This window comes from Acinetobacter kanungonis (assembly GCF_009939195.1).
Lineage (GTDB): Bacteria > Pseudomonadota > Gammaproteobacteria > Pseudomonadales > Moraxellaceae > Acinetobacter > Acinetobacter kanungonis.
This window is the reverse complement of the sequence record NZ_JAACKC010000001.1, coordinates 537,647-554,098: the sequence shown is the minus strand read 5'-3', so window position 1 is coordinate 554,098 and position 16,452 is coordinate 537,647. Positions and strand designations below refer to the sequence as shown.

Below are 16,452 nucleotides of genomic sequence, written 5' to 3'. Positions count from 1 at the left end.
AAATTGACGAGAAAACAATGTATATCATTTTAGGATACCTTTGGCAGTACATTACCAATCCCAAAGCCATCATTGCACTTTCCTTATTTGTGGCACTGATTTCTTCATATAATGTCATCCCGCGACATATTTTTATTGCATTGTGTGTTGCCTATATTTTGGGTTTGATCGGGTACGGGATTTACTGGCTCATACAACGTCGAAAGCATGAACAGCAAGGGGAAGAGCTTGCGGATGCAATTAATCAAGAAACACAAGCAGAATATAACCAGACCAAAAATAACGAAGAATTACGTCTGATCCAACAGCAGATGAAAGAATCCATACAGTTGATTCGCAAATCAAGGCTGGGGGATAAAAAAGGCAATGCTGCACTGTATGAATTACCTTGGTATATGGTGATTGGCAACCCAGCAGCAGGTAAAAGTTCTGCCATTTATAATTCAGGTTTGAAGTTCCCTTTTGAAGAATCCCATCAAAAAGTAGTCTCTGCGGGATTAAGTGGTACCCGAAACTGCGACTGGTTTTTTTCAACGGATGGCGTATTGCTGGATACCGCGGGTCGTTATTCGGTCTATGCGGAAGACCACGGGGAATGGCTCGGTTTTCTTAAACTGCTGAAAAAGAATCGTCCTAAAGCACCTGTGAATGGCTTGATTGTGGTGGTCAGTATTGCGGAATTGATTAGCCAAAGCCCCGAAAAGTCCTTGAAGTTGGCAAAGAACTTGAGAGCACGTATTCAAGATTTAACCGAGCGGCTCGAGATTTTTGCACCTGTATACGTTGTATTTACCAAGATGGATCTGATTGCAGGTTTTACAGAATTTTTTGACTGTTATGATGGGCAGGAATTTGATCAGGTTTGGGGGGCAACTTTGCCATATGACCCTGAATCTGCTGCGAATGCCTCAGACATGTTTGAGCAACACTACAATATTCTTTTTGATGGATTAAAAAGTGTCAGTACCACGCATTTAAGTCGACGTCATGCACAGAATATCTCGCCCGGCGTGATGACTTTTCCTTTGGAGTTTAAAACGCTTAAACCTGCTGTGAAAACCTTTATTGCGGCACTTTTTGAAGATAATCCCTATCAATTTAAACCTGTTTTCCGTGGTTTTTATTTCACCAGTGCCTTGCAGGAAGGCATGATTGAAAGCCCGATGACGGAGCAAATTGCGCAAGAATTTGATTTAAATTTACTTAAACAGTTAGATCAGACCCAAGCCGTCATTACACAAAATCATGGGTATTTTTTAAAGGGGCTTTTTTCAAACGTCATTTTAAAAGATAAAAATCTGGTCAAACAGCACATTAACCCGACACGGAAACGACAACGTTATTTGGGTTTTATCGTGACCTTATTTGCCGTGTCTTTGGTCTTGGCGACGTGGGTTTGGTCTTATCGCAATAATCAGCAGTTGATTATGGACGTACAGGCAGACTTGAATAAAGTACTGCAAATGGAGAAAAGTTCGGGAACGGATCTTTCAACCCAACTTGATGCATTGTTGATTCTTCAAAACCGACTGCAGCAATTTGATACTTTTGCGCAGGATCGACCCTTCAAGTTTTCCTTTGGCCTTTATCAGGGAGAAGACCTCAGGGAAAAACTCGAACTGGAATATCTGAAAGGTATTCAACAACTGGTTTTGCAACCATCGCAACAAAATATTGAACAATATCTGCAGCGTGTTAAAGCCAATGAAGCAGTGCTGAAGGAAAATCATGCCAATGTGCAAATCCAGCAAGTGTCAACCCAGAAAACGACACAATATTTCGAGCCTTCTGAGACAAATCCACAGGATGCCTATAACGCATTAAAAGCTTATTTGATGATGAGTAATCATCAATATATGGATTCAAGTCATTTAGGTGATCAGGTGACCAAATTTTGGCGTTCTTGGTTATTGGCAAATCGCGGTTCGATGCCGCAGGCAGAGTTGACCCAAAAAGCCGAACAAGTCTTAAGTTATGCCATGACCTTAGCCAATCAAGAGGCATTTCCTGTATTAGCGGCAGATACTCAGCTGGTGGAGCAGACCCGACAAGTCATGGTGTCTGTCGTGCGTGGTATGCCAGCACGCGATCGGGTGTATAACGAAATTAAAATGCGTGCAGCCGTACGTTTTCCTGCTTTAACCGTTGCACAAATTGTTGGTGAAAATAACAAGACTGTGGTGATGGGGGGATATGCACTTCCTGGCGTATTTACCTATCAGGCTTGGAATGATTATGTTGCCAAAGCGATTGACGAAGTTGCGAATAAACCGACTGATAGTAAGGATTGGGTGCTCAATACAACACAATCTGATGATTTAACTTTTAGCGGTAGTCCTGATCAAATTCGGAAACAACTGACGCAGTTATACAAGCAAGAATATATCTTGGAATGGAAAAAGTTTTTAAATGCAGTGCATTATGCCAAAGGGACAGATTTTAAAACTGATGCACGGATTGTCGATATTTTAGGTGAATCGCAAAACTCGCCAATTCGAGTTTTCCTTAATCGAGTTACGCAAGAAACCAGTTGGGATAATCCTGTTGTGCAAGCGGAATTGGCTGCACCACAAACAGGTTTTGTGGCTTGGTTCAAACGTAAAATTTTAAGACAAAATAATGAAGATGCCGTTCAAAAAGCACTTCAGCAAGCACAAGGACCGATCTCACAAGAATTTGTGGTGTTTTACCAATTGGTTCGTAAACGGGATGATCAACAGAATCAGTCGCTCCTTGATGAATACTTAATGAGTTTCTCGCAAGTGCGTAGTAAATTTAATGATTTAAAAAATGCAGGGGATATTGGTCCTAGTGCATTAACAGTGGTAAAACAAACCATTAATGAGCAAAGCTCTGTGTTTAATAGCACGCAGAAAATTGTCGATGAAAAGCTCACCGTGGGTGTAAATGCCAGCGATCAGCAAATGTTACAACGTTTGTTGGTAAGTCCATTAACCCAAGCATTTACTGCGTTGTTATTACCTGCGCAAGATGAAATTAATAAATTGTGGGTCATGCAGGCTTATCAGCCATTTAGTCAGACTTTGGCAAACAAATATCCGTTTAATCAAAGTGCGACCATTCAGGCGACCAGTGCTGAAATTGGGCAGGTCTTTGGCGAAACAGGCAGTATTGCTCGATTCGTGAAAGAAAGCTTAGACCCTTTGGTGATTCGACGCGGTTATATGTTGTCGTCTAAAACTTGGAAAGATTTAGGGGTGGGCTTAAATCCACAGTTTGTCATGAACTTCCAACGTTATGTTGCACCAGCAAATGGCGTTGCGACGGGCGAGCTTAATCAGGCAGCAGCACCCGCAGCTGCCAATCAGTCTAATTTCCAATTCTATCCTTTACCAAATCCGAAGTTGCAGTCGTATAGCATTGATATTGATGGACAGCGCATGCTCTATGAAAACGGAATTCAACAATGGGTAAACTTTATTTGGCCAAATCCTGGTGCTATCCCAGGTGTGCGAATTACTGCAGTAGATTTGCAAGGACAAACCCATACCATTTTTGATGCTCCAGGTGAATATGGCATTAATCGACTGATCGATTCAGCACAACGTAAACCGCAAAATGGCAGCTTTGAAATGACGTGGACTGACCCGAAAGATCCATCCTTAGCAGTGAAGCTGAACTTCCGTCTGATCAGTGGTAACAGTAATAGCAATGTGGGTTCAGGGCGGGGTTACGCAGGTCTGCAACTGGTGGATAAAGTGGTGATGGATAAAGCTGTGCGTGTTGTCGCTGCACAGGTCGCATCGGAACCTTTAAAGCCCAATGCGGAAAGTAAATTACCTGTGCAAGGGCAGCAGCCATCCATGTCAGGAGTTAACAACTAATGCAGCAGTGGTGGAGTAGAACAGCAGGAGAATTCCGATGCAGGTGATTAAAACAGCCCCTTTGTATTTCGGTAAAACGCCTGCACATGGTGACTTTTTAAAGAGTAAAGGACAATCTGCAATCATCGCTATGCTTGATCGCTGGATGAGTGAGGCATTGGAGTTGGCAATGAAACAAGCCGATTTCGACGTCTCATATCGGACTTTGCCAAGCTTAGATTTCTTTATCGCAAACCCTATGGAGCCGATGTTTCTGGTGGCTAATTTAGCCGCCAGTCAGGATTCATCAGGACGCAAATTCCCGATGGTGCTCTCGCATTTACTTGAAATAGCTCATCCTGCGGCTAACTTATCTTTTGCACCCCTAATTTATAAGCCCTTACTGGTACATTTATTCCAGCAAAACAAAATATTGAAGACGATTCGACAAGAAGAAGAGTTATCCAATCAGCTTGCAAGCTTTACTCAAAGTTTACCGCAATCTGCGACTGTACCAAGCGCCGAATTCTTTGATCATCACACGATGCATTCATTTGCGGGCTTAATGAAGTTAAATAGCTATCAATTGGCTCAGAGCATGATTGGACTAGGCTTATTGCTACAACCGATTCTGCATTATGGTGTTGCCAAGCTGAATAAAGTTTTAATCCTCCCAGTTCATAATGCGCGGCACAGTTATGAAATCGCAGCGTTTTGGTGCAGCCTAATCAATGCTTTTCTGCATAACCAAAATACAGAAGTTCTGGTGGGATTATTACATTGCGAAGAGCCTATATTGTTATTTGGCTTTCAAGGGGCTGACATCGCTGCACTCAGTGATATTTTTAGCCAAAACTTGAATAGTAATCGCTGGGTTTCATTAATTCATGCGGAATGGATTGATGGTTATTTAGCGCAGAATGCGGGTTTGGCTGCTCTGGAGCAGGCGTTATGCGAGCGCCAACTCAGTCTAAATCAGGCGATTAAACTTTTTAAGAACACTTTTATACAGGGTCAATAAAATAATGAAAGCTGTAAATAAAATGATTTCCGCCAATTTTCTGTTTGGTCTAGGGCTGTTTTGTACCAGTATGGTCTATGCTCAATCCATTGTGGTTGAGGGGGCGGTTCCCAATGAAGCCAGTAAACAAGCAATTTTACAAAAGTTATCTGCAGTTTATGGTGCCGAACAAATTGTCGATAAGATTCAGATTCGTGCTGTCACTACACCAGCGGACTGGAATGAAAGTGTGACCAGAGTCATTACTCCAGACCTAAAAAAGGTGAGTGCAGGAAAATTGGCCATTAAGGGAACTCAAGTCGAATTATCTGGAAAACTGAACAATCCAAATGAGTTGCAACCAATCACTTCAATGTTCCAGTCGTTGGTACAACCTCCATATCGTTTGAATACCACACTTACAGCGAACCAATCTGAGCAAAAAATTGTAGATGATGCTTTAAAGGATCGTATTGTTGAGTTTGAATCAGGCAGTGCCATTTTAACGGTGACGGGAACCAAAATTCTGGATGAGATGGCTGTTGCATTAAATAAAGTGCAAGACAAGAACGTCAAAATTATTGGGCATACTGATAGCTCAGGGGATGCCAAGAAAAATGAACAGTTGAGTTTGGCTCGGGCAGAAGCAGTGAAAACCTATTTGGTTGGTAAAAGTATTGTTGCTGAACGGTTAAGTACGGCGGGTTTAGGTTCTGACAAACCAGTCGCCGACAATACGACTGCTGAAGGGCGCAAGAAGAATAGAAGAATTGAATTTGAAGTTTTATAGTTTTGGAGAATGAGGTATGGCGACGCCGTATATTACGGTTGGGTGTCCAACGACGGGTGGTGGAAAAGTCATTTCAGGGCAATCAACCTACACGATTGAGGGGATTGCAGTGGCATGTGTTGGAGATAAAGCAACTTGTCCTTTACATAAAGTAGTTGCCACCATTATTTCGGGTGATGCACATATGTTGGTCATGGGAAAAGCTGTGGCACGTGTGAATGATGTATTATCATGTGGCTGCAAGTTATTGCCTAAGCAAAGTTTAGTCCAAGGTGCGAACTAATTTAAAAATTTGGGTCTCGCATCTAATTTTTTAGTCGAACGTTTGAATAATATTTCACTAATTGAGGTTTAATCATTTACCTAGAAAGTGCGGCTTTTAGCTTCGGTTCTGAAGACTTTGTTGAAGCGTACCTACACTTGGAAAAAATATTCAGCCTTCTGTTCGACAAATGCCTTGTCGCTCCATCTGAGTGTTGTTACATTCACATGAATTTTGCAGTGCTAAAGTAGAGAATCATGTCACATCGTTTAGCCACAATTATTGGGCTTTGTGCCATCTTATTGTGGGCTTCTATCGTCGGGTTATTACGGCAGGTGACGGAGGGTTTTGGTCCAATTTTAGGGGTCTGCCTCATTTACAGTTTAAGTTCTGTTGTTTTACTCATTCTATTTAAGCCACCCAAACTGCATTTATTGAATAAAACCTATCTTATTTGGGGTTCAATTTTATTTGTTTCCTACGAGCTTTGTTTGTCGCTTTCCCTCGCATTTGCACAAAATAGTCAGCAAGCGGTTGAAGTCAGTATTCTGAACTATTTGTGGCCAAGCTTGACGGTGCTGCTTTTAATCTTAGCTAAAGAGCAGAAGTTCCATCCTTGGGTGATTGTGGGGGTGCTACTCACTTTATTGGGCATTATTCAGGTTCAGGTTGGGAATGGCGAATTTAGTATTCGCCAGCTTACGCAGAATATTGCCTCGAATCCGATTAGTTATGTTTTAGCATTCATGGGGGCTTTTATCTGGGCGGCATATTGCATTGTGACCAAGAAAATCGGGAATGGTCAAAATGCGATTGCCTTGTTTTTCTGTCTGACTTCCATCGCATTATGGTTGAAGTACTTTTGGATGGGAGACTTTGTTATTCCTAACATTGAATGGTATAGCTATCTGTATCTGGTGTTTAGTGCTGCTGCTTTTGGACTCGGGTATGCAGCATGGAATATTGGCATTTTGCATGGCAATATTCAGCTTCTGACCGCAGCGTCTTATTTCACGCCAATTATTTCCTCGCTCATTGCTATGCAGTTGCTGAGTATTGAGCTGACATGGTCATTCTGGCAGGGTGCAGCTTTGGTCACAGGCGGATCTTTTTTGTGTTGGTGGTCTACTCGAGCGCGATAATAAAAAAGGAGATGATGACATCTCCTTTTTCACTGCATATAGAACTGGGCGCGATTATTTCGGGAAAATAAAGGTCGCTTGTAAGCGTCCACCCCAGTCCTTCGCACTACCTGTAGTGTCTTCAGCCCAGTAACGCACACCGCCACCGACACTAATCAGTTGTCCACACAGATTTACAATTTTGGTGACATTCAAGTTAATCGGAATTGTAGAATCTTCACTGTTCCAGTCATAAGTGGCTTCACTGTTTAGTGCAATGGTCACACTGTTTGGATAGGTGTACGTGATAAAGGGTTGTACGAATGTACTGCTCACACCCTCAGCATTGTCTTTATGTTCGACCGCCCAAATATGATTGGCGAGTGCACCAAATGTCCAGCCATTCATTTGTTTCAATACCACACCTGTTGGACCAAGTCCCCATTGATCTGCACCCAAGGTTTTTTCAGATGCTGTAGGCAAGAGCATCGCAGGACCAAAACCCCAAATAATCCCACCAGGTCCAGGCTCTTTAGGCGATAAAAATAAACTTTGTACGGTATCACCCGTGCCCCAGTCATCATCTTTCGCACTATCGCCATAGGTTTGAACCACAACTGGCAGTACCGTACGTGAAATCAGATTCCAGTCTTCATTTAAACTAATAGGAACAACGGGCTGAATATTGAGTTGATAGCGCTCGATGTCTTCATTCGCCCCTATATTTTCATCGTAATTGAACTGAAAAGGGACACTGATCATCGCCGCGACAGGGTTTGACAACTGTTTAGCTAGATCTGCTGTATCCGCAGCAGAGCTGGTTGCAGCAAAGAGAGAACAAAAACCGAAACACACACTTTTTTTCATATTCTACCTCGGGTCGATTTGCCTCTATTTCTATCTTCTCTATGCATTAATGTTGAGATTTAGAAAAGCAGGATCAGTGTTATTGTTGATGAAGTCTTAAAGGGTTCTGATGGTTTGATTACAACTTGAGTTTGTAGAGTGTCGTTGTTGTCCTACCTTTATTCTTACTGTGTTGTATTTTTATACACCTTGATTGATCAAAGTTTGTTGTAGTATTGGTCAAAATAATCAGCTTGTCTATAAATGTAACGAATTTTTAGGGATTTAAGATTATTGGTTTTATTGGTAATGATGTCTTTCGAGATCAGACTTTTATAGTAAACAGATAAGCCATCACAGGAGCATCAATGCATAGCAATAAAGTGGTGCAAGTTTTTACGATGATTCCTACTTTTAAATGAGGCTTTTTGCCTAAGACGGTGTGAATTGCATCAAAAGTCTTGAGCAGAAGCAGGAAAAAAATCAAATTTTATATAATGGATAAGTTTTATTGATAAATGATGAAAATGATCATCATAAAACCAATATAAAAAGTTAAAACTTCCCTGAAAAAATGCACTGCATTATATCATTTACCTAAAAATGCACTCTTTTGGATCTTTTTGTGTGATAGTTTTAAACGTGAAAATGAAAATGTTTGAATATGGTGCATTTCAATTTTCTAACAGTATAATAGGTTCAAAGCAAAGTTTATAAATCTTGCATTCTGATAAATAATTCAATGTTTTAGCTTTGCTTTTACAAAGTTGGTATGAGAATTGCTTTATAACTGCCAACTACTAACACGCACTTCACAGGTGCAACAAAAAATCATCGGAGCAAAATGAGCATGGCGAACAAGGTCCTTCAACTCATCCAAGAAAGTGGCGCAAAATGGGTCGATTTCCGCTTTACTGATACTAAAGGTAAGGAACAACACGTAACTTACCCAGCAGATACAATTGATGAAGATACATTTGAAGACGGTAAAATGTTTGACGGTTCTTCAATTGCTGGTTGGAAAGGTATCGAAGCGTCTGACATGATTTTACGCCCAGATGCTGAAACTGGTTTTCTCGACCCGTTCTTCGCTGAGCCTACAGTAGTTGTTACTTGTGACGTTATTGAGCCATCAACAGGTCAAGGTTATGACCGTGACCCACGTTCTATCGCTCGCCGTGCAGAAGAATACCTAAAATCTACAGGTATTGGTGATACTGCATTCTTTGGTCCAGAACCAGAATTCTTTGTATTTGACGAAGTGAAGTGGGACATCGATATGTCTGGCGCTCGTCATACATTAATCGCTGAAGAAGCTGCTTGGTCTACTGGCAAAGATTACGAAGCTGGTAACTCTGGTCACCGTCCACGTGTTAAAGGCGGTTACTTCCCAGTTCCTCCAGTTGACTCTTCTCAAGACATGCGTGCTGAGATGTGTAACAAGATCGAAGACATCATGGGTCCAGGTCGTGTAGAAGTACATCACCACGAAGTTGCATCTTGCCAATTAGAAATTGGTGTAAGCTTCAACACGATGGTTCGTAAAGCTGACGAAGTACAACAGTTTAAATATGCGGTTTGGAACGTTGCACACCAATATGCTAAAACTGCAACGTTTATGCCTAAACCAATGGTTGGTGATAACGGTTCAGGTATGCACGTTCACATGTCGATCTCTAAAGATGGCAAGAACTTGTTCGCTGGTGATGAATACGCTGGTCTTTCTGAAATGGCGCTTTACTTCATTGGTGGTGTGATCAAGCACGCTCGTGCATTGAATGCAATTACTAACCCTTCTACAAACTCGTACAAGCGTTTAGTACCACACTTCGAAGCACCAATTATGCTTGCTTACTCAGCGCGTAACCGTTCTGCTTCTATCCGTATTCCTTACGTTTCTAGCCCTAAAGGCAAGCGTATCGAAGCTCGTTTCCCAGATCCAATGATGAACCCGTACTTAGGTTTCGCTGCATTGTTAATGGCGGGTATCGACGGTATTCAAAACAAGATTCACCCAGGTGAAGCTGCTGACAAGAACTTGTATGACCTTCCTCCTGAAGAAGAAGCAAAAATCCCTACAGTTGCTCATAGCCTAGACATGGCGCTTGAAGCACTTCAAGCGGATCACGAGTTCTTATTAAAAGGCGGTGTATTCACTAAAGAAATGCTTGATGCCTACATCGAACTTAAAACTGAAGATGTACGTCGTCTTAACACGACTACTCACCCAGTTGAATTCGACATGTACTACAGCTTGTAATTCTTTCGAGAAGAATGACTGTAAAAAAACCCGCCTTGTGCGGGTTTTTTTTGTATCATGGCTGCACATAGAAATTTAGTCTTCAAAATTATGGCACAGCGGAAAAAACAAACAGGCTTTTATCCTTGGGTCGATGCAAAAGATCACAGCAAAGGGTTTAAATTAAATTTTTCACCTGTGGTCTATGTCGAAGTCGCAAGGACACCTGAAGGTTATAAGCAGGTTGAGTTTTTAGGTCTTAAGAGTCCTGAAATGGCTTTGGACTATGCTTATCCCCAAAGCTTTTATATCAGTGCGGAAGGTTTTATTTTGCAAAAACTGCCCAATGGTCAATTTGAAATTATTGCAAAAACAGATAATGGTTAAAGCATCATTCTTAAAATCAGTTAGATCAATGTGAATCAGTTATACAGAGCGATTGCGTAGGTAAATTTATGCAGCAAATTCCAGCGGAACTGAAAACATGGCTGCATGCTTCGGGTTCATTAACCCAGCAGTTAACCGATGTTGCGGATGGACAGTTTAGCGTTAAGCTTGTCAAAGAGCATTTTCAGCGATTGAATTTTATCGATGCGACATGGATGCAAGAACCTTTGCATCACATTTCATGGGTACGTGAAAGTTATCTATATGGTTGTGAATCTCAGCCTTGGGTCAAAGCAAAAAGCATTTTCCCGATTCAAAGTTTGCAGCGCCGTGCCAGAATCTTTAAGCATATTGGTGCTAAACCAATTGGTTGGTTCTTGTTTGATCGGACTGAGCCGAAATGCGAGCGTCGCGTAATTTTGCTGGATGAGGGGTGGACACGACAAAGTTGTTATACTTGGCATGGTTGCAAATTTATAGTGCAAGAAACATTTTTACCTGCATTTCAGCAATATCTTCGCAAAACCAAATTGTGAAATTTTTGAAGGATTTTCATGGCTACGGTGCAACAGATTACTTGGCGTGAACGCTTAGAAGCTTATTATTATTTATGTCGCTTTGATAAACCGATTGGTACGGAATTGGTGTTCTGGCCAACCATGTGGGCAATGTGGATTGCCAATAAGGGAATACCGAGTTTGGGGATTTTAATTCCCATGATTTTGGGCACCATTTTCATGCGTGCGGCAGGGTGCGCAATTAATGATTTTGCAGATCGCAAAGTTGATGCGCATGTCGAGCGTACCAAGACGCGCCCTTTAGCGACAGGCATTATTAGTGCCAAAGAAGCAGTTTACGTGTTTTTGGTCTTGGTTTTAGCCAGTGCCTGCATGTTGTTCTTTTTGCCGATAGAGACCTTTTACTGGTCTTTTGGTGCCTTGTTTCTCGCCTTTATTTATCCATTCATGAAACGCTACACTCATTTACCACAGGTGTTTCTGGGTGCAGCATTCTCTTGGTCAATTCCAATGGGTTATACCGCAGTGGGGGTAACACCAGATTTAACTTGTTGGTTACTGTATTTTGGTAATTTGGCGTGGACCGTGGCGTATGATACCCAATATGCGATTACCGACCGTGAATATGATTTAAAAATTGGGGTGAAATCCACGGCAATCTTATTCGGACGATATGATGTTCAGATCATCGGGTTATTGCAGGTGTTGAGTTTGGTGCTAATTGGCGGTGCTTTGTATTTAGAACAGCTATTGATGCCATTCGGTTTGTTAGCATTGCTACTTGTTGCTGCTGATTTTATTTATCAAGCAATCAAAACCAAAGATCGTAATCCGCAAATTTGTTTTTGGGCATTTCGTCACAATCGCTGGGTGGGAATGCTTATTTTTGCAGGAATCTTTTTAGAATTAATTGTTTAAAATGACTATGCGGTTAAAGAGTGTCCTATACAGGGCACTTTTTTTATGCCTTAATGAATTGGCATGTAGTTTCGTGCATACAACAACAAACATAAAAAGGACATTTTATGAAGCGCACAAAAATAGCGTTGGCACTGACATTTGCATTTTCTAGTCTATTTTTAACAGCCTGTCATGACGATGATGATACCCCAGCAGCTCAGCAGCAAACTTATGTTTCTGAAAGTGTATATTCCAAAGATATTGTAGATGCTGCCGCCTCGATAAAAGTCATGACCTATAACATGCAAAATGTACAGGGACAGACAGCACAAGCAACAGCGATGGTTTTATTTCCTAAAGTTACTCAACCTGCAGATGGTTATCGGATGGTTGTTTGGGAACATGGAACGGTGGGTGTTGGAGATAGTTGTGCCCCAAGTAATAACTTGATTCATCCGCGTTTCAAAATTTTAGCAGAAAGTCTGTTGGCCGCAGGATATGTGATTGTGGCACCAGACTATGAGGGACTAGGAACACCTGGGATTCACCCATATCTCAATTTATCGAGTGCAGCTAAATCAGCTTTATCTGCCGTACAGGCAGCCAAGGACCATTATGGAAAACAACTGAATGGTGATTGGATGTCAGTCGGACAATCGCAAGGCGGACATGCTTCTTTGGGGACGGCAGAATATGCAAATACTGATGCAAGTTATAAAGGTGCTGTTGCAGGAGCTCCAGCTTCAAGTTTAGGTAAAATTATTTTAGAAGTTGCACCTGCTGCCTTGGCGAACATCGAGGCACAAGAAATTGCTGCAAATGTTCCTTTGGCATACCGTACATCGGTTGATACCTATGCCACCTTGTTGGCATATGCGGCTTTAACTGGCGTTGGTATTAAAGCGTATGAGCCGCGTTTCAATTATCAGGATATTTTCCAATCTCGGGCAAAATCACTTTCTGAATATGCAGAAGGTACAACAGGGGATAATGGACTATGTCTGGATAATGAAAATGATGCCAGCCTTAGCTTAATTGAAAAGTTCAAAGCAGATATCATTCAGTATCTGACAGATAATCCTGATCAGAAAGTCATGGATTATCCAGGTTTAGACAGTACGGTTTTTGCGACAAATGAAACAGTACAAAAGTTCTTGGTTAATAACCAGCCTGCAACGAAACGCATTGATAAACCTGTGTATGTCGTGCAAGGTACTGCGGATACCAATGTTCCTTATCCTATTACCAAGGCATTGGTTGAGAATTTACAGGCATTGGGTTCGCCAAGCGTCACTCTCGATCCAGTGATCGGTGCTTCTCATACGCAAGCGATTGTCTGCCGCAATCAAGAAGTCTATAGTTTTATTCAAGCGAATATGCCTGCCAAAACCAATGTGACACCAGATTCATCAATATTGGATGCAAGCTCAAACCCTCAATGTACGGGTAATTTTTAAGTTCTTATAAGAAATTACTTGGTTGAAAAAGAGTCTCATCATTGAGGCTCTTTTTTGTTATATTGTTGCGCGTTTAAAAGATATTAGATTTGAGTTATTGCGTATGAACCAACCTGAAGTGAATAAAAAACCGATGCCTTGGAAACTCATGGCATTTGGGCTGCTCATTCCAGTGTTTATTCTCGGAATGGCACTTTTAGCGGCTAAAAGTGATGCAGAGAATAAAAAGCAATATGATCTAGAGCGTGCAGAAATTCAAAAGCGAGTTGAATTAAGACAACAGCGCGAAGCTGCATCGCAAGCAAAAAGTGAATAGGCTAAAATCTTCCCAGATTTTACAATCCATTTGAAAGGGTAGAGATTCACTATAGCTTGAAAACTAATACTTATTATTAGTTATGCTTTATATGATAATTTTGCATATCAATATAATAAAACAAGCAATAACTGTGAATAGTAAATCTCTATAATGAATATCAATTGTTGAATGTGTAATAAGCACGAATTAGTAATCGGTGTTGTCGATGTCAATAAATGAGGAAAGACTTACTCATCTTAAACAGCTTGAAGCTGAGAGTATTCACATTATTCGTGAAGTAGCTGCCGAATTCGAAAATCCGGTAATGTTATATTCTATTGGTAAAGACTCAGCTGTAATGCTGCATCTTGCCTTGAAAGCGTTTTATCCTGCCAAGCTTCCATTCCCGCTACTGCATGTAGATACAGGTTGGAAATTCAAGGAAATGATCCAATTCCGTGACAACATGGCGAAAACCCATGGCTTTGATTTGATCGTTCATCAAAACAAAGAAGGTCGTGATGCGGGCATTAATCCATTCGATCACGGTAGTTCAAAATATACGGATATCATGAAAACTCAGGGCTTAAAACAAGCACTGGATAAGTATGGTTTTGATGCTGCTTTTGGTGGTGCACGTCGTGACGAAGAAAAATCTCGTGCCAAAGAGCGTGTGTATTCTTTCCGTGATAATAAACACCGTTGGGATCCTAAAAACCAACGTCCAGAATTATGGAATTTATATAACGGTAAAGTGAACAAAGGCGAAAGTATTCGCGTGTTCCCATTATCAAACTGGACAGAGTTAGACATCTGGCAGTACATCTATTTGGAGCAGATTCCAATTGTTCCATTGTACTTTGCTGCTGAACGTCCAGTGGTTGAACGTAGCGGTACACTCATCATGGTTGATGATGAACGTATGCGTTTGCACGAAGGTGAAGTTCCACAAATGAAATCGGTACGTTTCCGTACTTTAGGCTGTTACCCATTAACAGGTGCAGTCGAGTCAGAAGCGAATACCTTACCTGAAATTATTCAAGAAATGTTGCTCGCGACAAGCTCAGAACGTCAAGGTCGTATGATTGACCATGATGAAGCTGGCTCTATGGAAAAGAAAAAGCAAGAAGGCTATTTCTAAGCGTTACTCAGCATTCGGTTTCAAAGCATTTGTGGAGTTTGAGCAATGTCTCATCAATCAGAATTAATTAGCCAAGATATTTTGGCTTACTTAAAACAGCATGAACAAAAAGACTTATTACGCTTTTTGACGTGCGGTAACGTCGATGATGGTAAAAGTACTTTAATCGGACGTTTACTCTATGATTCAAAATTGATCTATGAAGATCAATTACAAGCGGTAACCCGCGACAGTAAAAAAGTCGGCACTACGGGTGATGCACCTGACCTTGCGTTATTGGTGGATGGTCTGCAAGCAGAACGTGAGCAGGGCATTACCATTGATGTGGCTTACCGTTATTTCTCTACAGAAAAACGTAAGTTCATCATCGCGGATACGCCAGGGCATGAGCAATATACGCGTAACATGGCAACAGGCGCGTCTACGGCTGACCTTGCAATCATCTTGATTGATGCACGTTATGGTGTACAAACTCAAACACGTCGTCATACGTACATCGCAAGCTTGTTGGGTATTAAGAACATTGTTGTTGCGATTAACAAAATGGACTTGGTGGAATTCTCTGAAACTCGTTTTGGCGAAATTCAAGAAGAATACCAACAGTTTGTCAGCCAGTTAGATCGCAAGCCAAGCAATATTCTGTTTGTGCCAATTTCTGCTTTGAATGGCGATAACGTGGTCAACGCTTCTGCAAATACACCATGGTATCAAGGTCAAACCTTGATGAGCATCTTGGAATCTGTAGAAATTACTCGTGATTCAAGCAAGAGCGAATTTCGTTTCCCTGTGCAATATGTTAACCGTCCAAACCTCGATTTCCGTGGTTTCTGTGGAACAATCGCATTGGGTGAAGTACACGTTGGCGATGAAATTGTGGCATTACCTTCAGGTAAAAAGTCGACAGTGAAAGAAATCGTGACTTATGACGGTAACTTAGATCATGCGATTGCAGGTCAGGCAGTTACTTTAACCTTAAACGATGAAATTGATATTTCTCGTGGTAACGTGCTAGTAAAAGCGGGTGAAGAGCCATCTTTATCACGTAGTGTACGTGCGACCGTGGTTTGGATGAATGACCAGCCACTGGTAAAAGGCAAGTTGTACAACGTTAAGATTGGTACGCAAACGGTTCCAGCAAAAGTCACGGCAATTAATTTCCGTGTGAATGTGAATACGCTTGAGCATACCCAAGTTGAACAGTTAGAGTTAAATGCGATTGCAGACTTAACGGTTGAATTTGATGCACCAGTGGTGTTTGACCGCTACCAAGACAGCCGCTATACAGGTTCATTTATCTTTATTGACCGTTTAAGCAATGTGACGGTTGGTGCAGGTATGGTTGAAGCTGCGGTTGAATGGACTGCACATGCAAACCCTGTTTCTGCTGAAGATCGTGCTGCACGTTTAGGTCAAAAACCTGCGACAGTAACGGTAACAGCAAAAGCCCTAGAGCAAGCACAAGTCCTAGAAAGCTTGTTGATTCAACAAGGTGTGGTAGCAATTGCGAAAGCTGGTTTAACCGTTGAGCAAGTGGCATTGTTGCGTGAAACAGGTGTGGTGGTGATTACTGACCTTGCGGATGCAACGGATGTAAGCTTAACTGCAGAACAAGCTGAAGAGCTTGCAGAACAAATCGTGAAATTGGTTCGTTTATAAGATCCAATACTAA

General features: G+C 41.5%; 14 protein-coding genes. 13 read left to right on the top strand and 1 reads right to left on the bottom strand.

What is annotated here, in order from left to right:
- Positions 1-17: 17 nt before the first annotated feature.
- The 5 genes from tssM (at position 18) to yddG (ending at position 7,018) form a co-directional block, all read left to right on the top strand.
- Positions 18-3,845: a type VI secretion system membrane subunit TssM gene (gene tssM, locus GWK51_RS02400; protein WP_161932530.1), complete on the top strand. Its 3,828-nt coding sequence runs from the start codon at positions 18-20 to the stop codon at positions 3,843-3,845.
- Positions 3,846-3,882: 37 nt separating this feature from the next.
- Positions 3,883-4,845: a type VI secretion system-associated protein TagF gene (gene tagF, locus GWK51_RS02395; protein ID WP_161932529.1), complete on the top strand. Its 963-nt coding sequence runs from the start codon at positions 3,883-3,885 to the stop codon at positions 4,843-4,845.
- A gap of 22 nt (positions 4,846-4,867) precedes the next feature.
- Complete coding sequence (locus tag GWK51_RS02390) at positions 4,868-5,614, top strand: OmpA family protein (RefSeq protein ID WP_235941056.1); 747 nt, start codon at positions 4,868-4,870, stop codon at positions 5,612-5,614.
- A 16-nt stretch (positions 5,615-5,630) separates the two neighbouring features.
- A complete protein-coding gene (locus GWK51_RS02385; RefSeq protein WP_161932527.1) occupies positions 5,631-5,897 on the top strand; it encodes a PAAR domain-containing protein in 267 nt (88 codons plus the stop codon).
- A gap of 236 nt (positions 5,898-6,133) precedes the next feature.
- Positions 6,134-7,018, top strand: a complete 885-nt coding sequence (gene yddG / locus GWK51_RS02380; protein ID WP_161932526.1) for an aromatic amino acid DMT transporter YddG — start codon at positions 6,134-6,136, stop codon at positions 7,016-7,018.
- A 54-nt stretch (positions 7,019-7,072) separates the two neighbouring features.
- On the opposite strand, the gene GWK51_RS02375 is transcribed toward yddG, so the two are convergent.
- Complete coding sequence (locus GWK51_RS02375; protein ID WP_161932525.1) at positions 7,073-7,864, bottom strand: transporter; 792 nt, start codon at positions 7,862-7,864, stop codon at positions 7,073-7,075.
- An 823-nt stretch (positions 7,865-8,687) separates the two neighbouring features.
- Here GWK51_RS02375 and glnA point away from each other — a divergent pair.
- The 8 genes from glnA (at position 8,688) to cysN (ending at position 16,439) form a co-directional block, all read left to right on the top strand.
- Positions 8,688-10,103, top strand: a complete 1,416-nt coding sequence (glnA, locus tag GWK51_RS02370; protein ID WP_171334036.1) for a type I glutamate--ammonia ligase — start codon at positions 8,688-8,690, stop codon at positions 10,101-10,103.
- Between the two features lie 90 nt (positions 10,104-10,193).
- Positions 10,194-10,469: a hypothetical protein gene (locus tag GWK51_RS02365; RefSeq protein WP_100241076.1), complete on the top strand. Its 276-nt coding sequence runs from the start codon at positions 10,194-10,196 to the stop codon at positions 10,467-10,469.
- Positions 10,470-10,537: 68 nt separating this feature from the next.
- Positions 10,538-11,005: a chorismate--pyruvate lyase family protein gene (locus tag GWK51_RS02360; RefSeq protein ID WP_161932524.1), complete on the top strand. Its 468-nt coding sequence runs from the start codon at positions 10,538-10,540 to the stop codon at positions 11,003-11,005.
- Positions 11,006-11,023: 18 nt separating this feature from the next.
- On the top strand, positions 11,024-11,905 hold the full coding sequence (ubiA, locus tag GWK51_RS02355) for a 4-hydroxybenzoate octaprenyltransferase (protein ID WP_161932523.1): 882 nt from the start codon (positions 11,024-11,026) through the stop codon (positions 11,903-11,905).
- Between the two features lie 107 nt (positions 11,906-12,012).
- Positions 12,013-13,344 (top strand): lipase family protein, encoded by a 1,332-nt coding sequence (locus tag GWK51_RS02350; RefSeq protein ID WP_161932522.1) that lies wholly within the window; start codon positions 12,013-12,015, stop codon positions 13,342-13,344.
- 103 nt (positions 13,345-13,447) lie between these two features.
- Complete coding sequence (locus GWK51_RS02345; protein ID WP_100241077.1) at positions 13,448-13,660, top strand: hypothetical protein; 213 nt, start codon at positions 13,448-13,450, stop codon at positions 13,658-13,660.
- Positions 13,661-13,874: 214 nt separating this feature from the next.
- Positions 13,875-14,783 (top strand): sulfate adenylyltransferase subunit CysD, encoded by a 909-nt coding sequence (gene cysD, locus GWK51_RS02340; RefSeq protein ID WP_026441297.1) that lies wholly within the window; start codon positions 13,875-13,877, stop codon positions 14,781-14,783.
- 45 nt (positions 14,784-14,828) lie between these two features.
- On the top strand, positions 14,829-16,439 hold the full coding sequence (cysN, locus tag GWK51_RS02335; protein WP_161932521.1) for a sulfate adenylyltransferase subunit CysN: 1,611 nt from the start codon (positions 14,829-14,831) through the stop codon (positions 16,437-16,439).
- The last annotated feature ends 13 nt before the right edge of the window (positions 16,440-16,452 follow it).